We start from the raw sequence: 20,820 nt of genomic DNA, 5'->3' as shown, positions 1-20,820 counted from the left end.
ATGTCATCAGGAGAACAGTTGTTTGATTGTTATACTCTAAAGATTAGAACAATTGAGATTGAAAAAAATCTGCTCGTTATTATTTTGCTTTGGAAGTTTTTGTGAGCCATTGCTTATGCTAACGGCCAAATCATATAAATATTGGGCATTTTTTTATGGTGAGCTTTGAAATCAATATAAGTCTTTCATGTTAAAATGCTTAACAATGCAAATAGATTTTAATAGAGACAAGATTATAGGCAGATATCTTTTTCTAAACGTATTAATGGAGTTCTGTTTTACAAGGTAAGTTATTGTTTTTATTATTTTATAAGCTCTTTAAAAAATTTGTTGTTTAAATTTTGTTGTTTAAGAAACTACTATTGCTTTTAGAAGCGAAGATAAAGTTCTAGATGTATTCTCTCGAAAAGAAGGGTTGGAGTCTTCTGTATCCTTTAAAAGGATATTTGAGTTGTTATGGGGTAAAGGGGAGAAGTTTTTTATTGTCTATTATTTTTTCTCAAAGAGGATTGGCGTTGGTAGAAAATAGTGAATAATCAAAGTCATTGTATCATTGCGTTTGCAAAAACTTCAATAAAGAGCAGTAAGGTATCACAATAAAATTTCATAGAAGAGTAAATTAAAGAGAACAATGAACGTGTGACAGTTTTACGATTCTTGTTGTTATTGCGAGCAAAAGAGCAAGGATCTAACTTATTTTTTATAATATTGATACGGGATAATTTTTATCACAAGTGGAGAAGGACAAAATGCACTCCGCAACTGTATTGTGGGTCATAGTAATCATAGTTCAAGTACACAGGAAGAGCACACAGGCTTTGGCTTTCAGATTGAAAAGAGCAGCAGCGGTGCTTCTGTTGTGGGTGCGAGTGCGAAAGACACTGGCGATCAATAGGAAAATAGCTCCGTTCAATCCTATTTCAAAGCGCAGAGAGGTGCAGATTATTGCTGATCATGATGTAAACATGTAAGCCGACAAATGTTTCAGCAGAGTGTGATGTCAACGTTGATGCTGGAAATAATATCACGCTTTCGGAAAACTATGATATCTCTAAGATACAAGAAATGCCTGAAAAGTCCTTTGTTGGTGTGACAGGATCTGTCAATGTGGGCATTCTTGGTACCATAAAAGATGTAAGGGGCGCAGCCAAACGTTTTGATTATAGAGATGTAAAACACAAAATCGATAATAGTTTGATTGGCGGGCTAAATGGCAATATAGTCGCGATTGTTCGTGCACGTAGCCCCCCAAAGTAAAGGATTGCGTGACTTTAAAAAGCGAGATATCCACAATATAGCAAAGAAACAATATCTATCTTTTGGGAACAGCTTATAAGGCTCTATCGATAGAAAATCTATTATATGTCGTAAATGATGGCGAAAAAGATCATGTTTACCTACAAAACCATTTACTTAACCCCATTGGTATAGGATTTGGTCACAATCCACCTACTTTTTATAAGGTATCCTTGGAGTTTCCCTATATATTATTTCCACCAGCAATTCCCATGCGAAAGGAGAGGAGAGCGGTAGGCGCCTATGATCCTAGAATTTTTATAGTCATGCGCCTTATACGTGTGCAATGCACTATGGAACGCTTCATATTATGCTAATTTATTCGATTTTAGATAATTTAGGTTTAGGTTATTTATGGAGAAAAAAATGCAACAAATCTTAAAATTATTAAGTGGTCTCATTCTGTCAAATATCGCTGGATATAACATCGACAAGCCCCACTAGGAGTTTTGAGTGCTTGGGAGAAACCTAGAGCAGACTTTACTGAGGTAAGAAAAGCACTGTTAGAATGTGGCATGCCAGCTCCTTATGATATCTTTCCAGAAAATAAAAAGTTAAGCATCAATGCAGTGGCTTCCATTGATGTTTGCATGATCCAAGCAAAATTCCACTACAAATGGGGAGGACTATATTGGTGTTATACTTAATAAAGATGAAAACCTCTCCATTTGTCGTCCTAGTGCTGTTATCCCGCAACGAAGTGTCAAGAAGCGTTTGAACAGCTCGTTTTGTAAAAAATATAAAACCGCTCCTGAATATCAGTCTTAATTTTTGCTGATGATGATCAACAATCCCTATCTTCATGTTTTTCATGCCTGTGCACTGGGGTGTCCTTAAGTCACCATTTCAATGCTATTTATTTATGGGTACTACAACTGTAGGCGCAATAATATAAAAATATCTATTTTTGTTGTAATCAAAATATTGATAATAATTATAAGCATGCCGTTGATAGAATATGATTTTAGTAATAATTTTACCGTATTTTTGATATAAAAATAATGTTATAATCTTCGGGAAGATAAAAATAATAAAGGTTGATAATGTCCATCATTGTTTTGAAAATAAAAAATAGCATGTAAAATAATTTATAGATTGTTTCGTGCCAAAATTACTCAAGGATAGGAAAATGAAGCATATTTTAAAATTATTAAGCGGGATAACCTTATTTGTTATGGCTGGATGTTACGAAGAACAGCCTTCTCGAACAGCTGTAGATGCATGGGAAAAGCCCGGCGCAGATCAGCTTGAGATCAAAAAAGCTCTGTTGGAATGCGGAGTGCAGCATTTGGATGGTCGGCTTGATACAGAAACAAGTATGGATGAGAAATTCAATGCTGAGGAGGCAGAGAATGCATGTATGATCCAAGCAGGTTTCCGAGATAAATTGGGAAGGGTGAAGTGGTGTGAGAAATATGAAAATCTTCCAATTTGTCAGCCTGATGCAGTTATTCCTCAGCGAAGTGTAGAGAGGCGTTTGAATAGTCCTCATTGTAAAGAGCATAAAGAACAACCTGAATGTCAACCTTAGGTATTGATGTTTCTGTAATCAATAATCCTCATATTCTTTTTCTCGCATGGGGGGCGGGGTTTCTTTTTTTTAATGTACTAGCCATCTTGTATGCGAGAAAATACTAACAAGTTTTTCAGCCTTTCTATCGTAAATATTGAAGGGGGGAAATGAAAAATATTGAAATTATTGAGTGTTATAATTTTATTAAGCTCTGCTGGATGTGTTAGCAAATCTCCTCCAATCGATCTTGGCATTATGAGAAAAGCCCAATGTCAATGAATCTACGATCTCACAAGCACTGTTCAAATGTGGCAGGCAGCCAATCTACGCTTTTCCTGAAAATATGGATTCGTGTGCAAGTGAGTTTGCAGCAATTTATGAATGCATGACTAAAGCAGGTTATCGATACAAACCACAAGATTCAAAGAGAATCTACTTTTATCAGTATCGCGAAGTGATTCATTTTTAGCAAATTTAATGGTAGTAAGGTATCAGCAGGTTATAGATAATGATATTTTTGGTGTACCAATTAGACGAAAAAGATGTTACGTCTTGATGAATGATAAAAAACGCTAGTAAATAAAAAAAGCTTTGCACAAGTGATCATCAACAGTAGAATACTCATTTTAAATCAATAATTGAATGAAAATATTAAACGGGAGAAGAGAAAAATACAGCTCTTTTGTCTCCAATATAGTTATATTCATCAGCTACGAGATTAGCAATAGTGTTGTTGTCAGATGATGATAGTGGAGGATAGTGAGTTGTTGTTTAGAGAAATTTATTCAATATAAAGAATGTCAAATAATAGCTTTGCTAAAATATCTGCTTTAATGATAATAAACAGATAGCTTTCATAAAACTGATTTTGATGAAATTTTATTTTGGTGTTTTTTAATTTTAAGATGGTGAGTGTTTTACTGTATTTTAGATTTTATCAAAAGATCTAAAGTATTATGCAAGTAATTTTGATATAAAGATCTTTTCATTTTATGATAATTTTTTTGTTAGATACTAGCATTTTTAATACAGAAATTGTGTACATTAGGTTATAAATTAGTGTGCGATTTTTTGTTTTTTTATTGTAGTTAAAGAAATGATGCTGTTATAGCTTTCATATAATGTATCTCATTATATCGTATTTTTATTAAAACGGTTCGATTGTTTAAATCTTAAAAATTGTTATCATTTTGTTGCATTTTTATTTTTCGGTGGTGAGATAAATTGAATATTATATCTCTTCGAAATTCACATTTTTCGCGTTTTTTGAGATGCACTCTTTAAAGAGATTGTCATCATAAATGGTGTTTTTAAACTTTTTGTTCTTTCTTTACATAAAATACAAAACATATTATGAGTATGCTATAATTTATCATAAAAAACAAAAAATATCAATTTGTTTTATTCTTATTGTGTTTAATTCGTGGTTTGTTTTTTTTGCCAGCATTTTTTGTTTTGTTGAAAAAAAGAGAGTTTTGAAAAACAATGATAACCAAGGTATCTAAAAATCACTTGTATTCGTGTGTTTTTACAGCAGCTATTTTTTCTTTTTTATTAAATATAAATATTGAGGCGCATTCTCATTCATATACATCACTGTCATGTGACGAAAACAAATTGCCTTATAAATGCAGTGATGGTGTAAAGCATACAATTAGTGATAAAGTATATAAGTTCACGGTACCTGTTAAAGAAAAGAATGGGGAGGGTAGTTCTCTCATATTGCCTGCTGCTATAGTAGTGCAGGAGCCAAATACAGTTATTCAGGCAATGCGTGTAGAGGTTGAAGCTACTGCGGGTATAGAAGATATTTATGGTGTTTCTGTATCACAAGGGGGAAGAATTGTTTTGAGTGATTCAGCTTTTAAAAATGTGTCAATAGGTCTTAAAGCTGATAGTGGAATGATTGAGGTTAATCGTGGAACAATTGAGGCTTCTCAGTTTGCGGCTTATGCAGAGAAGCGAGGAGCATCTGTTACGTTAACGAATACAAAAATTAAAGTGGAAGGTTTGGGTATCGGTCAAGAGAGTGCTCTTTTCGTTAGGGCTGATGCGGGTATTCAGATGAAAAGTGGTTTTATTGATGTGAATGATGCTGCTGCGCTTTATGTGGGGAGAGGGGGGAGTGCGACTTTAGATGGTGTTACCATTACTTCAAAATATCAAAAAACAGAAGACAATGAAAATACAAGTGAAAAGATTGCACATACAGTTTTCAATGTAAAACATCAGGGCTCTGTTTATTTAAAAAATACTAATATTATTTCTACGGATGTTCATGTTTTAACAGTTGGACAAGATTCTAACACACCATCCAATAATGGAAGGGAAGGAAATATTTTAATTTCGCGGGTTAATATTGAAGATTCAATAATTAAAGCAATAGGTAATAAACATGGTATGTATTTTGAGATGGATGGGGGGAATGATGCGTATGAACAGGGACTTGTCTTTTTGAAAAGGACGATTTTTGAGGTTCCAGATGGGACAGCTATTCACAGTAATAATAGTCGTAGTTATATTGCAGTAACAGAAGGTACAAAAATTTTTGGTGACTTATTATTAACAGCTGAAAAGGGAGGGACTGTAGCGATTTTGGCTGATTCTTCTTCATTGATAGGAGGGACTCGTGTTGCCGATGATTCTATTGCTGAGCTTTATTTGATAAGGGGATCAAAATGGTTTTTGACAAAAAGAAGAGAGATAGCTTCGCAAGCTGCAAACCGCACAAGTTCATTTATTTCATTTGTGAAAGTTTCTGATAGTTTTATTGCTTTTGAAACTCCAATTTTTCAGGATTATCAGACACTTTATATTGGGGAGGGAGAGAAAGAAGTTTATAGTGCGCAAGATAGGGCAGATATTTATCTCAATACACATTTCAGTAGTGATGGTTTGCTCGATAATAAAAAGACTGATCGGCTTTTGATACATGGTGATGTTTCTGGAAAAACGACAGTTTATGTGCAATTTGTCACAGGAAACCAAGGTGAGATAGCAACCGGTGAAAATGTTCATAGTATTTCACTTATTCAGGTTTCTGGAAAAGCGGCAGAAGATTCTTTTCAGTTAGATCGTGCTTATATTGCATTAGAAGGGTTGCCTTACCGATATTATCTTCATGCTTATGGTCCAGATTCTACTCTTGGAAATGCACAAATTTCTCAAAGATTGGTTGATGGAAATGGAGATTTTTGGGATTTTCGCCTTGAAAGTAAGTATATTCAGCCTTCTTTGGGAGTGTCTGTTATCCCTCATTCTGAGTTAAAGGTCAGAGAGGTTGTTCCACAAGTTCCAACCTATCTTTTGTTACCGAATGCTTTGTTTCATATTGGACTCATGGATATCAGTAATCAACAAAAGGAATTGCAAGTTACGCAGTCTATTCCTCGAAAATTATTAAAAGTTGAAGGGAATTTTGCTTTATCTGTCCACGGTTATGGTGGGAGTTATCGTTATGTCTCAGATCTTTCTAAACTTAAATATGGGTACGATGGTAACGTTGATTATAACGCTATAAAAACAAACATTTTGCTCAAAACAATAGAGAGCGCATATAGTACAACATCTTTTGGGATTATGGGAACCTATGGAAAGCTTTCCTTACAACCTCGTAACGTGGAACAAAGCCAAAAGAGTACGTTTAATAAATGGTCATTTACGACATACGGTAGTGTGAAACACAACACTGGTTTTTATATAGATGGTCTTTTATCTTATGGTTTGTTTAAAGGGGATGTGCTTACCCATGCTTGGGGTAAGACGGCGACATTAAAAGCAAATCCTTTGAACGTTTCGTTTTCTGCTGGTAAAGTGTTTATGACAGGATATAAAGATCTTATTTTTGATCCGCAACTTCAGCTTATTTATCAATATCTTCAATTTGATAAGTTTCGTGATATTGATGGATTTGATGTTGAGATGAAAAAAATAGGTCAATGGTTTGTGCGTATTGGTGGACGTTTAAGTAAAACATTTACAGCATTTGAAAAGGATCGGATCACTTCTTTTTATGGTAATATTCATCTTGCTCGTTGTTTTGATAAAGAACAATTTGTTCATTTTAAAGATGCTTTCCAGTTGGGTTCTTTTGGCTCTTCCTTAGAAGTTGGTTTGGGTGTCAATTCACAGTTTTCTTCTAAAGTTACACTCCACAGTGATGTTAGCTATCAGCATAGGTTAACCAAGGCTGGTTTTTCTGGAGTTCATTTTTCTGGTGGTTTGCGCTATCATTTTTAATAAATCTTTTTAAAAATAATAAATGTGATTTTTAAAGTTTTGTTTTATTTCCTTGATTTAAACCATTGATAGTGCAGCAATTTTAATTGCTTCTTTTAATAATGGCATCATGTGTTTTAATAAGTATGAAAGGATCACGTTGATTTATTTTTTTATCTGGTTGATAGGGGGGCTTAAATGTTTCAAAAAAATTGATAATGAGACTGTAAATCTATTTGTGTTATTTTGGCTATAGATATTTTGGATGTATTCGTCATCAGCTTTTTAAAATAGTAGCCTTATTATCCTATTATGCTGTAAAGTATTGTCGTTTGAAGTTGCTGATATCAATCATGAAAGGCAGGGAGGTGTGTTGACTGTTGATTTAAGAGCTTTTGCTGTTAAGCAAAGGAGGGCATATGTCAAATATAAAGCGCTATTGTTTCGTGGATAATACGCATTTTTATGCTTTTAAATTTTGTAAAAAGCGTTTTTGAAGCTGTTCGTATCGATAGCATTATTGTAGGTGGATCATGAGAAAAGTGGTAAAGCTTGAACACTTTTACCATCAAATTCAACATCTTCAGTTCTTATAATGATAAATGCTTTAAAAAATTGTTCTAATGGCTGTATTGAATATGTGAAGAAGATCATGTCTTATTTGTGAAATAGATATGAAATATAACTTTTAAATCAGAGTGGGGGCTGTAAGATCTTTTTTTCTTCTTTGAGACGTGGGGAGAAGAGGTTGGTCGTATCGAAAAAGTCGTTTAGAAGTTTTTATTATTGTTTCAAATACAGAAACATTGAAGAGCTTTTATTAAAATGGGGTGTAAAAGTAGATCATATTTCCCTCAATTTCTGTTTTTTGAAATATGCATCTTTAATGGAAAGATATTTGCGAAGTTTTAGGCATTCGCATTGTGACTTCATTTGTATCGATAAGATTTATATCAAAGTTGAGGGTCAGTAGAAATATCTTTATCGGACTATTGATAAACGTGGTGTTTCCATATGATGCTTAAGGTGTCATCAAGCCATTTATGGTAATTGCGTGCTTCTTCGTTTGAGTTATGAACAGAGAAAATAAAACCAGGATATCCACCAAATGCTGGTGGAGGTGGTGAAGTATGATTGGTTTCAAAGAAAATGATAGTTCTGGCGGTTTGAGGATGCTGCGCAACCTTATCTAGACCAAAAAATCCAGAAAACCGTCCATGACCACGAAGAGGAATAATGTAATTTGCAGCCACTTTTTCAGCTGGGAGTATATCGGGAAGGTTTGGGTTTGGTTCAGCTAAAGCGGCATTCATACATAGTTTTGCAAATGAAATCCCTGTACCTTTCTCAACAATAAAATGGGAGACACCTGATCCACCTATACGAGCGCCGATCTCAATTATATAAGGTAAATTATTAGCATCTAGACGTAGCTCTACATGGGCAGCGCCCATATTTATGCCAAGAGCTTTAACTCCAGAGCATGCAGCCTCACATAAAGCAATAATTAAAGGATCATCTATATCGCAGCGTTGACGATAAATTGTTTCTTCAAACCATGGTCCCTCAGGCTGTCCCTTGTCTCCAACGGTCAGAACATGTACACCTGCTGTATCAACAAAGCATTCTACGACAAACTCTTTTCCTGGCAAATACTGTTCTATAACTAAACCTACAGGTTTATTTTTATCATTAAAACGTGCCATGTCTTTATGCTGAACATTCCATACGGCTTTAATGAGATCAGGAAGTTCGGCGGAATTTTTAGCTAACATTACGCCTGCACTTGCCCATCCAGAGACGGGTTTAATAACGAGTGGATAATCCAAGGCTTGTATTTGTGATAGGTCTTCTGGATTATCTATATAAAAGAATCTTGGTGTTCTTAAGCCTGCTTTAGCAAAAGCTTGACGCATGAGATATTTATTTCTGGTTAATGCTGCTACTTCTGGTTCAATACTTGGAGTATTGATTTTTTTTGCAGCCAAAGCTGTCCATAGGATGGCTTCTTCGCGAAGGGTCATAACCCCAGAAATATTGCGTTCTTTTGCTCCCGTTGCAAAAGTGTCTAGAGCTGCCTCTGGGTTATCAAAAACAGGAAGTTGCCAAGTTGAAGTTACTGCTGCAGGGTGTTGAGAGGGAACGCTTTCAGCGGTATCATAGATCATTACTAATTCGATATTAGCTGCTTGTGCTGCTTCAAATATAAATGGTAATTTTGCATTGCGCTGGCAAACTAACGCGAGTTTTTTCATTTTGTTTCCTCATTAAATTTGGAGTTTTGAGAATGGCGTTTATGTTGCCATGTAGATACCTTTGATGCATCTATAAATAAGAGTGTCATCCCTATAACAACTACAATCATAGCAATTATTTTGATCATATTGAGAGAAGGGCTCGAGCCGATTATCCATTCACATGCAATCACTGCAAAAGGGGATAATACGCCGATAGTGTTGGCGTATAATACGCCTCCTTCGGCTAAAACTTTTTAGTATAATACGTAAACTGGTGCCGAGCAAACAGTTCCTAAAATCAATATTTTAAATATATCTTCTAACTTAAGATATAAGAGTGGGGCAGGATCAAAAATAAATAATGGCATAAATGATGCTGCAGAAATTGTCGTGATCCAAGCCAATGAGGTGAGCAAAGGTAAATTTTTAAGATAACGTTTAGACAATAAGCCATAAGCAGAGTAAGAAAGTGCTGCTGTTAAAGCAAGAGCTGTTCCTATTAGGCTGTAATATCCACCCTCTGCACTGTTTATATTAAATGCTATAGCCGCTACACTGACAATGATCATACCGATAAGTTTTAACCATGAGAACGTAAGGCTATTCGTCAGTGCACCCAATATGTAGGTAATACCTGGAATAGTAGCGAGCACCATGGTTAAATCACTGGCTTTGAGTGATTTTAATGCGCCAAAACTGCATACAAAATACAGCGAAAATCCTAACACTGAGAGAATTAAAAAAGAAGGTATCATGGAAAGCAATGGTAGGGATCTGAAAACAGCTTTCTCACGAAATATTGCAATCAGCCATAAGGTGGCAGCGGTGGCAAACAACCTAAGTCCAACCGCATGCATGACGGGTATATTGCTAACCAAATTCTTAGATAATAACCAACTTATGGAAAACAATGCTAGAATGGCAAAAGTAAATAATAGTAACCGTCCTTTTATAAAACTCAATGATTTAATCCTCTAATCACTCGCTGTGCATAATATGATGTTGAAAAATTAAATCGTGACTGTGAAGTTTGCGGCTTTCCAAGATTATTTTGGATATAATCTTTAGCTCCTGCCAAATAAGCGTCATCATCTAATGCTTCAAGTGCTTCTATATCTGCTATCATCAATATTATTACTTTTTCAAGACGCTCCAAATCAAATTGAAGATAACCTTGATTTGTTTCAATCAATGCTTTGTTCCGCATCAATATTTCAAAAAGCAAGATCCCTGTACCAGCATCGAATGTCATATGCTGATCAGAACCTTTTGGATAACGGAATATGCGTTCTAATAGGATAAATTCAGTTATTTCTTTCCAAAATTTTGGCTGATTTTGTAGCATAATACGCACTGTAATTAAATCAACTTTAGTTTCTTCTAGAAGATCTGTAAACCAATTTAATTTTATATACAGATTTTTATCCAATGGCCGCGGTCCGGTATGATGTGCATAGTCATGATAATAGCCCTACAAACAGCGAGCATCGTAAATGTCTTCTTTAGATAAGTTACGACTATGCAATTGACCGAACAGGAATTTACTATCTCGACCGAGTAAACGTTCAGCTTCCACAATTGTTTTCTTGTTGTAAATATCAAAGAATTTACTGAAAAAAAAACAAAGCAAATGCTTGCTTATCAATTTTTTGAGCAGCCGCTACAGATTCTGGGAATAGAACAATGCAATTGCCTTCTAAAAAACCTCTTGATGCTATTCCCATTTTTATACATTGAAATGGTGATACATAATTATTTGTATATTTTGAGGCGTCAGCAAGATAGGCCGTTTCATGACGATATCCTGTAACTAATTCAAACCGGAATCCTTCTGGATCAGGTCCATTTGTTGCACGCATTGGAGCCAAGAAAAACAAGGGAGCATCTGGTAATGGGGCTTTGAAAGCAGCCAAAGTGTTATCAAATTTAGGAGGGGTCGTTAAACCGCTGATTATCCACTGATGAAGATCATCAGAAATGGTCGCTAAAAGTTTTGGAGATAATCCGTCAAGAATATTGGCATGGTGGTTCAGCAGAGTGATCAATTCATTGATCATATTATTATCTGCTGAAGTTGGTTCCTTAATGCTCCCATCTCGTTCTTGGCGCATACGGAATTTGTCAACCAAGTTAACAATGGAAAGAAGCGCTTCAGATTTTTTCATGATTAGTTGACTTTAGTGAGTGGAGCAAAAAGGCCATTGGCACTTGTCCAAAATTTTCGACAATACTCAGCCTATAGCGATTTGCCGCAACCGATGTTGTGATACAAGCATCGGCTTTTTCAGCCTTACAAAGAACGGCTGCATCAGCATTGCTGTTGGCAAATACTTTGTCATATTGATGAGCTACCAAAGATTGCGGGGCAGAATGAGTCGCTACGGTTTTAATTTTATCAGCGTTATTGCGTTTAGCTAAAACCATAGAGTGAGTAGGCATGATAAAGCTGTCAAATAATTGCATATCACCTAAACGGGTAAATATGAGTGTATGCAAATCAGGGTAAGCAGCACAGCTTAAGAGATATCCATCCTTTTTCTGAGCAAGTTCATTAAATGCTTCTTCAAGAGTTGTGTATAAGATAATACGGGATCTCGAGTCAGTGGACAAAATATTTTGATTGTGATTGTCAAGCCACTATTGTGCTGCAGCTGTGCAGTTAGTATCTGCAGGGATAAGTGTATAGATAAAAGTATTATTTTCAGATTGCATGATCTCTATTCTTTATAATTATATGCCTAAATTTAAACTAGTGCAATATGTAGAGTATATCAAGCACAATGCGTTAAGTAATTTAGTGCTTTATAAAATAATGTATATGTGAGAGCAAATTTACGATATAATTTGGTCTTTTCATTATTCTATCATTTTTTGGATGATGAACTTTTTGGCTTTAATATTTTGCAAAAAGTATTTTTGAAGCTGTCCGTGTCGATAACATTATTGTAGGTGGATAATAAGAAAAATGATAAAACGTGATCACCTTTATTATCATATTCAATGTATTAAACTTTTTAATTAAGATGATACTTTAAAAAATTATTCTATATTCATGACTGTATTGAATATATGAAAAGATATTATCATTGTCTTGTTTGTAAAAGAAACATGAAATATAACTCTTTAATCAGATTGGGATTGGCAAGATCTTTTTTCTTCTTTGAGGCATAGGAAGGTCGGATTAATCTTATTAAAGTGTATAAAACTTGGATAAAACAGTCGCTTTCTTGAAAAGATCAGAGGTAAACAAATATGCGTGAGATTTTGGATCATTTTGATATGCCATTGAATAAGAATAAAACAAGTTCTGTTCAAAAGATTCAAAATCTTTCATGCCAATCACACCCAAAACGGTTTTATAAGCAAGTGAAGATTGCTTGTGGGGAGGTCGGCTTTACGATTTTGTTGGACGAACGTCCCGTTAAAACGCCCGCAAGGCGTCATTTTCATGTGCCAACAGAAGTGTTTGCTGAATATGTTGCTCAGGAATTTGAGAACCAAAAGCACGTTGTTGATCCTGCAAAAATGCCGATGACGCGTTTGGTTAATACTGTTATTGATGGTATCGCTGATGATATGCAGGTTGTTTTTGAAGATTTATTGCGTTTCGTTGCGTGTGATATGATCTTTTATCGTGCACAGACACCTAAAGAGTTGGTGCAAAAACAATCTGAGCAATGGGATCCTTTATTAGACTGGGCAGAAAAAAAACTGGGTGCAAGGTTTTATTTGACAGAAGGGCTGATGCATGTGGAACAATCACCAGAAGCACTTCAAGCTGTGAGTCATTATTTACGTAGCGTTGAGTCTCCTTATATGCTTGCCGCACTTCATATGATGACAACCTTAACGGGATCTGCTCTCATTGCTCTTGCTGTTGCTGCGGGAAATATTGATGCTGATCATGCTTGGTCTATTGCCCATTTAGATGAAGATTGGATGATGGAACAATGGGGAATAGATAAAGAAACAATGGTACGCCGTGCTCATAAAAAAGTTGAATTTAAGGCTGCTGCTACAATTGTTACAACTTGTTTATAGGGGTAAATCTTTTATTTACGTGCGTTCTTTTCACTCAGAGTATTTTTGTGACTTTTTGGGGATTGATTTTTACTTTTTCAAGTCCAGGAAATAGTTCATTGGTTATGTTTAAGAGCGTTTCGTCATTCCTACGGATAAAATACCATTGGTTATCGTGAAGTAGGGCAATAATTTCAGTTTGAATAGAGCATTTTTTTCCAGCATTTGTTGTGGTTACAAGCTCCACGGGTATAACAAAATAAGGGGTGCCATTATCAAGTGTACCTTCACGTTTTTGTTTTTGGTCAATGTTGATCGTTTCAATCTTGTAACTTTCTGCCAACCGTTCTATTTGGCTTTTCATGATTTGTCGAAATTGTGATTGACTAAGATTTTTTTTAGCGGTTAAGCGGTTGATGATTTGGGGAGGAATAGCATTTAAGATGACATTTGCATCGGCATTTTTAAGTGCTTTACTATAAGCGGATGCCGCTTTTTCAAGAGCTATGAGTTTTTGATTGGTTATTGTATGTGCTTGAGTTGTTGATGTGATAGAGACAATGCATAAAAGAAAGGGAACGAGAAAACAAATTCGCGGCATTAGAAACCTTGTTAATTCATTTGAAGAGATTGAACACATTATAAAGGAAAAGCGGATGAGCAAAAAGCCTCTTGCGCTTTTGCATGAGAAGAATATCCACAAAAATGGAGGCTTTTGCCTCCATTTTAAAAATCAGAAGAATGCGTATTGATTGTTTAAACAGAATAGTACATATCAAATTCAACAGGATGAGGTGTTGTTTCGTAGCGCAAGACTTCTTGCATCTTTACTTGAATGAAGGAATTAATCTGATCATCATCAAAAACGTCGCCAGCTTTAAGAAAGCCACGATCTTTGTCAAGTGCTTCAAGCGCTTCACGCAGACTTCCTGAAACAGTAGGGATTTCTTTGAGTTCTTTTAAGGGAAGATCATAAAGATCTTTATCCATAGCATGTCCGGGATGAATTTTGTTTTTGATGCCATCAAGACCAGCCATTAAAAGGGCTGCAAATGCCAAATAGGGATTTGCTGTTGGATCTGGAAAACGAACTTCTACGCGTTTTGAATTTGGTGAGGAGCTCATTGGAATACGGCAAGATGCAGAACGATTACGTGCTGAATAGGCAAGAAGAACAGGAGCTTCATAACCAGGAACCAAACGTTTATAGGAGTTTGTGGATGGGTTTGTAAAAGCATTGATTGCTTTTGCGTGCTTAATAACACCACCGATAAAAAATAAACAGGTTTCTGATAGACCGGCATATTCATTTCCTGCAAAAATGGGTTTGCCATCTTTCCAAATGGAGATGTGGACATGCATTCCAGAGCCGTTATCACCAAAAACTGGTTTTGGCATGAAGGTTGCTGTTTTCCCATAACTGTTTGCTATTTGATGTACAACATATTTAAAAATTTGCATCTTGTCAGCTTCGCGAACGAGTGTATCAAAACGAATACCCAATTCATGTTGGCCTGCTGCTACTTCGTGATGGTGTTTTTCGACCTGTACGCCCATATCCTTGAGTGCTGTGAGCATTTCAGAACGCATATCTTGGCAGGAATCAATCGGCGGAACAGGAAGGTATCCTCCCTTTATTCGTGGGCGATGCCCTAGATTGCCTGTTTCATATTCCGTGTCATCATTGGAGGGAAGTTCACTTGAATCGAGTTTAAACCCTGTGTTGTAAGGATCCGTTTTATAGCGCACATCATCAAAGATAAAAAACTCTGCTTCTGGACCTACATTAATTGTATCTCCAATGCCTAAAGATTTCATATAAACCTCAGCCCTTTTGGCGATAGAACGAGGATCTCTACGATAAAATTCACCAGAGACAGGATCAAGTACATTACAAAATATAACCAAAGTGGATTGAGCAAAAAAAGGATCAATATGTGCTGTTTCTGGATCTGGCATTAAAACCATGTCAGATTCATTAATTGTTTTCCAACCAGCAATTGAAGAACCATCAAACATGACACCATCACTAAAAGTATCCTCGCTGATCTCTGCGATATCCATTGTAATGTGATGCAATTTTCCTCGTGGATCAGTAAAACGTAAATCAACAAAACGGATTTCATTGTCTGTAATCTGTTTGATAATATCTGATGCGGTTGTCATATTCAATTTCCTTAATATGGCGTTGAGGTGGATAAAAAAGTGAATTTTCTCATTATTTATTAAAGGGCATCGATACCAGTTTCGTCGGTGCCTATACGAATGGCATCATCAATGGAAAAGACAAATATCTTTCCATCTCCTATATGTTTGGTTTGAGCTGCTTTACGTATTGCATCAACAGTTTGTTCCAGTTTTTCATCGGACACAACAATTTCAATCTTTACTTTAGGTAGAAAGTCAACAACATATTTCGTGCCACGATAAAGTTCTGTATGCTCCCTTTGATGGCCAAAACCTTTCGCTTCTGTTACTGTAATACCATGTAACCCAATTTTTTGAAGCGCTTCTTTCACTTCATCAAGTTTGAAAGGTTTTATAATGGCTTCAATTTTTTTCATGCTGAAATTATCTCCAACGTTATTTTGTCTTTTTAGACTGCATCACATTATATTGACAACTGTAAGATGTCCAACAGATACTTTGTGCACAAAAAGTCGAAAATAATGACACTCTATGCTCTTTTAGGAGAGTTTCTTTTGTAGAATAAAGTCAAATACTGTTTTTTGGGAAGAAATCTTACAATTTTTGTACAAGAATTAAAATAATATAATAAAAGAGTTTTGTTTTTTTTTGTTAGATAATACGTTGACTTATAAGGATAATTAGACGTTTTCTATACGGAATGAGAAACTCTAATAGCGTAAGATTTTCTCATTTTAGATCTTTTTATCGTCAATCAATCAAAACGATACCTTTGTATATCATGAATAGTAAGAGTGTGTGGATAAAAACATTTGAAAAAATAACATGCTTTTTATGAAAGCTTTCGATAACTAAAGGTTTTGCAATATTAGGGAGTAGGGGGAGACAAATATTGGAAAAGAGTGTGATGATGCCGATCATGCTCCTTCATAAACGTAAAGATGGTTGTGTACAATAGTGGATTTATCATTATAGCATTAGGTACCGTTGTGAAATGGGCTTGAGAGCGTTGAGAAATATTTCTTTAAAACAGATGTGTGATTTGGCAACGCAAATATATTTTGTTTGGGGCGTTTTGTCTCTTCGTGAGGAATGTGATTCCATTAAGGAACGCGATAAACAAAAGCGTGAAGCAATGGGCAATCTTCATTATAAGATACTGCTGCGGATACCTTTGAAAATCGTAAAGATAAATTAAAAGAAGATGTAAAGATAGGAACTTATTTATATCCTAAAACTTCGTATTCTTTCCAAATTGGGCTGTTTGGTCGTTTCAGATATAAACAAAACAGAGAATAAATACGCAATTATGCGTGCGTTCCTATGGGCAATACGAAAATTGAAACAGCTTATAAAGCGCTAAATTGTTTCAGCCTTTGCTTTAAACATGTTGCACCACTGGAATTAGGTGTTGGTGTTTACAAGGTAACAATAGAAGTACAGGCTTTGTTCGTATGATTTATTTTACAATGGAAACCGTTTTTAAGAATTGGAATTATAGAGAGAGGGGCGCAGTAAAACATCTTTTAGAAATTTTCCTGTGTAGGAAGCGGGGACCTTAATGATGTCTTCAGGGCGTCCAATTGCAACGATTTCGCCACCACGATCTCCACCTTCGGGTCCTAAATCAATAATCCAGTCGGCTGTCTTTATAACATCGAGGTTATGTTCAATGACTATAACTGTGTTGCCTTGCTCGACTAGTTCATGCAGCACTTCAAGAAGTTTGGAAATATCGTGAAAATGTAAACCTGTTGTCGGTTCATCCAAAATATAGAGTGTACGTCCCGTTGTTTTACGTGAAAGTTCTTTCGCAAGTTTCACACGTTGTGCTTCCCCACCAGAAAGTGTGGTTGCTTGCTGTCCTACTTTTATGTAACCTAATCCTACTTTAATGAGAGTTTCCATTTTATTATGAATAGCGGGAATAGCTTGGAAAAATTCCTCTGCTTTTTCAATTGTCATATCCAAAATATCGGCTATAGACTGTCCTTTGAATTTTATTTCTAGTGTTTCTCGATTATAGCGTTTTCCTTTACAGACATCGCAAGTAACATAGACATCAGGTAAAAAGTGCATTTCAATTTTTATGACTCCATCACCTTGACATGCTTCGCAACGTCCTCCTTTAACATTAAATGAAAAACGACCAGCTTTGTAACCACGGGCTTTTGATTCTGGAAGATCGGCAAACCACTCACGAATCGGTGTAAAAGCGCCTGTATAGGTTGCGGGATTAGAGCGTGGGGTGCGTCCAATGGGGGACTGGTTGATATCAATGACTTTATCAAGAAATTCTAATCCTTCAATTTTGTCATAGCTGGCAGGGCTGTGATGAGAGCCCATGATATGATGTGATGCTGCTTTGAAAAGTGTTTCAATAAGAAATGTTGATTTTCCTCCTCCAGAAACACCGGTTACACATGTAAAGGTTCCAAGAGGAATATTCGCATTGATATTTTTGAGGTTATTTCCTTTGGCACCGATGACTTTAAGTGTTTTCATTTTTGATATTTTACGTCGTTTGGCAGGTATTTTAACAGCCATTTTTCCTGAAAGGTATTGTCCTGTGAGAGAGGCTGAATTTTCTATAATTTCCTGTGGTGTCCCTTGCGCTATGATTTCTCCGCCATGAACGCCCGCGGCAGGGCCCATATCGACAACATGATCTGCTGTGAGAATAGCGTCTTCATCATGTTCAACGACAATAACTGTATTGCCAAGATTGCGTAAATGGCGCAGCATTTCCAAAAGGCGTTCATTATCGCGTTGGTGTAAACCGATAGATGGTTCATCTAAAATATAAAGAACGCCTGTAAGACCAGAACCAATTTGGGATGCTAACCGAATGCGTTGACTTTCTCCACCTGAAAGCGTTCCTGAAGTTCGAGACAAGGTAAGATATTCCAATCCTACATGATTTAAAAAAGCTAAACGTTCGCGAATTTCTTTTAAAATACGTATAGCGATATTACGTTGTTTTTCTGTGAGATATTGATGAATATTGGCAAACCAATCATCTGCCTTTAGAATAGAAAGATCTGATATTTGCCCAATATGCATTCCGTGGATTTTTACAGCAAGTGCCTCTGGTTTTAAACGATAACCATGACAAGCTGGGCAAGGCGAAGAAGACATATAACGTTCGATTTCTTCTCGAGACCAAGCAGAATCGGTTTCTTTCCAGCGTCTCTCCATATTGGGGATAATTCCTTCAAAAGGTTGGGTTGTTTTATGCGAACCAGAATTATTTTTATAGATAAAAGAGATTTCATCTTTTTTTGTACCGTAGAGAATTGCCTGTTGTGCTTCATTAGAGAGTTCACACCATTGATCTGTGAGTTTGAAACCGTAAGCTTTTCCTAATGCTTCTAAGGTTTGTCTGTAATAAAGTGAATCCGATTTAGCCCAAGGAGCAATGGCTCCATTCTTTAGGGTAAGATTTTTATTTGGCACAATTTTTAGTGGATCCATTGCCTTTTTTATACCTAATCCATCGCAGAGAGGGCAGGCCCCGAAAGGATTATTGAACGAAAAAAGGCGTGGTTCAATTTCAGGAATAGAAAAACCAGATATAGGGCAAGAAAACTTTTCTGAAAAAATGAGCCGTTTGTGTGTATCATTTTTTGATTTATGAGCAGATTCCTTTGTCGTTTCTTTTTGTGCCAAGGGCTGGTCTGCCATTTCAGCTATGGCAAGTCCATTTGCTAATTGTAAACAGGTTTCTATACTATCAGCCAAGCGAGAGGTGATATCTTTTTGTACAACAATGCGGTCTACCACGACATCGATGTCGTGTTTATATTTTTTATCAAGAGGTGGAATATCGGCGATTTCATAGAATTTTCCATCAACTTTAGCGCGTTGAAATCCTCTTTTTAAAAGTTCTGTTAGCTCTTTTTTATATTCGCCCTTTCGTCCTCGCACCAAGGGTGCCATAATAAAAATTCTTGTTCCTTCTGGTAAGGATATAATTTGATCCACCATTTGGCTTACTGTTTGGCTTTCAATAGGAAGTCCTGTCGCAGGAGAATGAGGAATACCAATACGTGCAAAGAGAAGACGCATGTAGTCGTGGATTTCAGTAACGGTACCTACCGTTGAACGAGGGTTGCGACTGGTTGTCTTTTGTTCAATGGAGATAGCTGGAGATAGACCGTCTATGCGGTCGACATCGGGTTTTTGCATGACTTCCAAAAATTGGCGTGCATAGGCTGAAAGGCTTTCGACATAGCGGCGTTGTCCTTCAGCGTAAATTGTATCAAAAGCTAAGGATGATTTTCCTGATCCAGAAAGTCCTGTTATAACAATGAGTTTGTCACGAGGCAGATCGAGATCAATATTTTTAAGGTTATGCTCACGTGCACCGCGAATGGAGATATATTTTTGATAAGTCATATTTTACCCTTGGCATATGTGACAAAAACTGAGCATCTAAAATGGAATAAAACTGTTTTTTTAGAATTACAATGTGTTTAACTGCTTTAATGCTAAAAGAAGGTATAAGTTTTATGAAAAGAGGAATACAAATGAGTAGCTTTTTATTCTCTCGTGGTGGAATAAACTATGCGTCTTTATCATCTTTTGTTATAATTACACGGATACAATATTGGGAAAGGATAGCAATATCCATATTGAAGGTCAATTGCAGACATGTAAATTGAAGGTCAAGATGGTTATAACTATTATAAAACAGAGTATTTTACGAATTAAAATTTTGGAGTTTATGCGATGGCTGGTAGCCTTAATAAAGTTATTTTGATTGGTAACCTTGGTGCGGATCCTGAAATCCGCCGTTTGAATTCTGGTGATCAAGTGGCAAATTTGCGTATTGCTACTTCAGAAAGTTGGCGTGATCGGAATACAAATGAGCGAAAAGAACGCACTGAGTGGCATAGTATTGTTATTTTTAATGAAAACCTTGTCAAAGTTGCAGAGCAATATTTAAAAAAAGGCAGCAAAATTTACATTGAGGGGCAGTTACAGACACGAAAATGGCAAGATCAAAATGGAAATGACCGTTATACAACAGAGGTTGTTTTGCAAAAGTACCGTGGTGAATTACAAATGCTTGATGGGCGGGGAACCGCGGGCGGGGAGCAAGGAGCAAGTCAAGGGGGGAGTTATAGTGGTGGCTTTGCCGATAGTAACTCAAATCAGAGAAATACGTTTGGTCAAAATAATAATCAATTGGGAGAAAGTTTTTCACACAAATTAGATGATGACGTACCTTTTTAAGAGTCTTTAATTGCAGTATCATGATTACTTTATGATTTGTTTGTTTCAGATTTTTGAAGTTTAGCGAAGTGGAAATTGTTGATTATTATTGGTAATTTTAATATAAATTAATAACATATTGAAAAATATTGTTAAATTTCTTTTTTGTCA

16 protein-coding genes and 1 pseudogene are annotated in these 20,820 nt (G+C 36.0%); 8 read left to right on the top strand and 9 right to left on the bottom strand.

Translation table 11 applies throughout. The annotated features are described in order from the left end of the window. The first annotated feature begins 769 nt into the window (after positions 1-769). The 5 genes and pseudogenes from ACFIJR_RS07130 (at position 770) to ACFIJR_RS07110 (ending at position 7,048) form a co-directional block, all read left to right on the top strand. Entirely contained in the window at positions 770-895 is a 126-nt protein-coding gene (locus tag ACFIJR_RS07130) for a hypothetical protein (protein ID WP_375649313.1), read from the top strand. A gap of 170 nt (positions 896-1,065) precedes the next feature. Beyond that, a complete protein-coding gene (locus ACFIJR_RS07125) occupies positions 1,066-1,257 on the top strand; it encodes a hypothetical protein (RefSeq protein WP_375653886.1) in 192 nt (63 codons plus the stop codon). 405 nt (positions 1,258-1,662) lie between these two features. Then, positions 1,663-2,064, top strand: a pseudogene (locus tag ACFIJR_RS07120) (hypothetical protein). A 361-nt stretch (positions 2,065-2,425) separates the two neighbouring features. Further along, positions 2,426-2,827 (top strand): hypothetical protein, encoded by a 402-nt coding sequence (locus ACFIJR_RS07115; RefSeq protein WP_375626003.1) that lies wholly within the window; start codon positions 2,426-2,428, stop codon positions 2,825-2,827. A 1,467-nt stretch (positions 2,828-4,294) separates the two neighbouring features. After that, a complete protein-coding gene (locus ACFIJR_RS07110; protein WP_375653885.1) occupies positions 4,295-7,048 on the top strand; it encodes an autotransporter outer membrane beta-barrel domain-containing protein in 2,754 nt (917 codons plus the stop codon). 968 nt (positions 7,049-8,016) lie between these two features. Here ACFIJR_RS07110 and ACFIJR_RS07105 read toward each other — a convergent pair. From ACFIJR_RS07105 to ACFIJR_RS07085, 5 genes are all read right to left on the bottom strand, one after another. Further along, entirely contained in the window at positions 8,017-9,282 is a 1,266-nt protein-coding gene (locus ACFIJR_RS07105; RefSeq protein ID WP_375626953.1) for an acetyl-CoA carboxylase biotin carboxylase subunit family protein, read from the bottom strand. A gap of 236 nt (positions 9,283-9,518) precedes the next feature. Further along, positions 9,519-10,142, bottom strand: coding sequence for a DMT family transporter (locus ACFIJR_RS07100; protein WP_375648346.1), 624 nt, complete (start codon positions 10,140-10,142; stop codon positions 9,519-9,521). A gap of 80 nt (positions 10,143-10,222) precedes the next feature. Continuing rightward, positions 10,223-10,693: a hypothetical protein gene (locus tag ACFIJR_RS07095; protein WP_375653884.1), complete on the bottom strand. Its 471-nt coding sequence runs from the start codon at positions 10,691-10,693 to the stop codon at positions 10,223-10,225. 178 nt (positions 10,694-10,871) lie between these two features. Beyond that, positions 10,872-11,429: a DUF6421 family protein gene (locus ACFIJR_RS07090; protein WP_375653882.1), complete on the bottom strand. Its 558-nt coding sequence runs from the start codon at positions 11,427-11,429 to the stop codon at positions 10,872-10,874. Next, positions 11,416-11,874, bottom strand: coding sequence for a hypothetical protein (locus ACFIJR_RS07085; protein ID WP_375648340.1), 459 nt, complete (start codon positions 11,872-11,874; stop codon positions 11,416-11,418). The genes ACFIJR_RS07090 and ACFIJR_RS07085 overlap by 14 nt, the downstream gene beginning before the upstream one ends. 642 nt (positions 11,875-12,516) lie before the next feature. Between ACFIJR_RS07085 and ACFIJR_RS07080 the strand changes: the two genes are divergently transcribed. Then, positions 12,517-13,305, top strand: a complete 789-nt coding sequence (locus ACFIJR_RS07080; protein WP_375653881.1) for an ATP12 family chaperone protein — start codon at positions 12,517-12,519, stop codon at positions 13,303-13,305. A gap of 34 nt (positions 13,306-13,339) precedes the next feature. Here ACFIJR_RS07080 and ACFIJR_RS07075 read toward each other — a convergent pair whose 3' ends face one another. The 3 genes from ACFIJR_RS07075 to ACFIJR_RS07065 all read right to left on the bottom strand — a co-directional run bounded on the left by ACFIJR_RS07075 (position 13,340) and on the right by ACFIJR_RS07065 (position 15,848). Then, positions 13,340-13,885 carry a hypothetical protein gene (locus tag ACFIJR_RS07075; protein WP_375653880.1) on the bottom strand — a complete coding sequence of 182 codons (546 nt, stop codon included), beginning with the start codon at positions 13,883-13,885 and terminating at the stop codon, positions 13,340-13,342. 155 nt (positions 13,886-14,040) lie between these two features. Then, positions 14,041-15,450: a type I glutamate--ammonia ligase gene (gene glnA / locus ACFIJR_RS07070; RefSeq protein ID WP_015856529.1), complete on the bottom strand. Its 1,410-nt coding sequence runs from the start codon at positions 15,448-15,450 to the stop codon at positions 14,041-14,043. Between the two features lie 59 nt (positions 15,451-15,509). After that, complete coding sequence (locus ACFIJR_RS07065; RefSeq protein ID WP_273754282.1) at positions 15,510-15,848, bottom strand: P-II family nitrogen regulator; 339 nt, start codon at positions 15,846-15,848, stop codon at positions 15,510-15,512. 907 nt (positions 15,849-16,755) lie between these two features. On the opposite strand from ACFIJR_RS07065, the gene ACFIJR_RS07060 reads away from it, so the two are divergent. Next, a complete protein-coding gene (locus ACFIJR_RS07060; protein ID WP_375651837.1) occupies positions 16,756-16,890 on the top strand; it encodes a hypothetical protein in 135 nt (44 codons plus the stop codon). A 24-nt stretch (positions 16,891-16,914) separates the two neighbouring features. Here the strand turns inward: ACFIJR_RS07060 and uvrA are convergent, their stop codons facing one another. Further along, on the bottom strand, positions 16,915-19,830 hold the full coding sequence (uvrA, locus tag ACFIJR_RS07055) for an excinuclease ABC subunit UvrA (RefSeq protein WP_375625995.1): 2,916 nt from the start codon (positions 19,828-19,830) through the stop codon (positions 16,915-16,917). Positions 19,831-20,163: 333 nt separating this feature from the next. Between uvrA and ssb the strand changes: the two genes are divergently transcribed. Beyond that, positions 20,164-20,670 carry a single-stranded DNA-binding protein gene (gene ssb, locus ACFIJR_RS07050; RefSeq protein ID WP_375625993.1) on the top strand — a complete coding sequence of 169 codons (507 nt, stop codon included), beginning with the start codon at positions 20,164-20,166 and terminating at the stop codon, positions 20,668-20,670. The last annotated feature ends 150 nt before the right edge of the window (positions 20,671-20,820 follow it).

This window comes from Bartonella sp. OD88NMGDW (assembly GCF_042193775.1).
Lineage (GTDB): Bacteria > Pseudomonadota > Alphaproteobacteria > Rhizobiales > Rhizobiaceae > Bartonella > Bartonella grahamii.
The sequence above is the reverse complement of the archived record's forward strand: the minus strand, read 5'-3'. Positions and strand labels throughout refer to the sequence as shown.

Bases quoted from the DNA above. Each gene is read 5' to 3' on its own strand.
- ACFIJR_RS07115 (WP_375626003.1), top strand. From the start codon at position 2,426: ATGAAGCATATTTTAAAATTATTAAGCGGGATAACCTTATTTGTTATG.
- uvrA (WP_375625995.1), bottom strand. From the start codon at position 19,830: ATGACTTATCAAAAATATATCTCCATTCGCGGTGCACGTGAGCATAAC.
- ACFIJR_RS07090 (WP_375653882.1), bottom strand. From the start codon at position 11,429: ATGAAAAAATCTGAAGCGCTTCTTTCCATTGTTAACTTGGTTGACAAA.
- ACFIJR_RS07125 (WP_375653886.1), top strand. From the start codon at position 1,066: ATGCCTGAAAAGTCCTTTGTTGGTGTGACAGGATCTGTCAATGTGGGC.
- ACFIJR_RS07105 (WP_375626953.1), bottom strand. From the start codon at position 9,282: ATGAAAAAACTCGCGTTAGTTTGCCAGCGCAATGCAAAATTACCATTT.
- ACFIJR_RS07075 (WP_375653880.1), bottom strand. From the start codon at position 13,885: ATGCCGCGAATTTGTTTTCTCGTTCCCTTTCTTTTATGCATTGTCTCT.
- ssb (WP_375625993.1), top strand. From the start codon at position 20,164: ATGGCTGGTAGCCTTAATAAAGTTATTTTGATTGGTAACCTTGGTGCG.
- ACFIJR_RS07060 (WP_375651837.1), top strand. From the start codon at position 16,756: ATGGGCAATACGAAAATTGAAACAGCTTATAAAGCGCTAAATTGTTTC.
- ACFIJR_RS07110 (WP_375653885.1), top strand. From the start codon at position 4,295: ATGATAACCAAGGTATCTAAAAATCACTTGTATTCGTGTGTTTTTACA.
- ACFIJR_RS07080 (WP_375653881.1), top strand. From the start codon at position 12,517: ATGCGTGAGATTTTGGATCATTTTGATATGCCATTGAATAAGAATAAA.
- ACFIJR_RS07065 (WP_273754282.1), bottom strand. From the start codon at position 15,848: ATGAAAAAAATTGAAGCCATTATAAAACCTTTCAAACTTGATGAAGTG.
- glnA (WP_015856529.1), bottom strand. From the start codon at position 15,450: ATGACAACCGCATCAGATATTATCAAACAGATTACAGACAATGAAATC.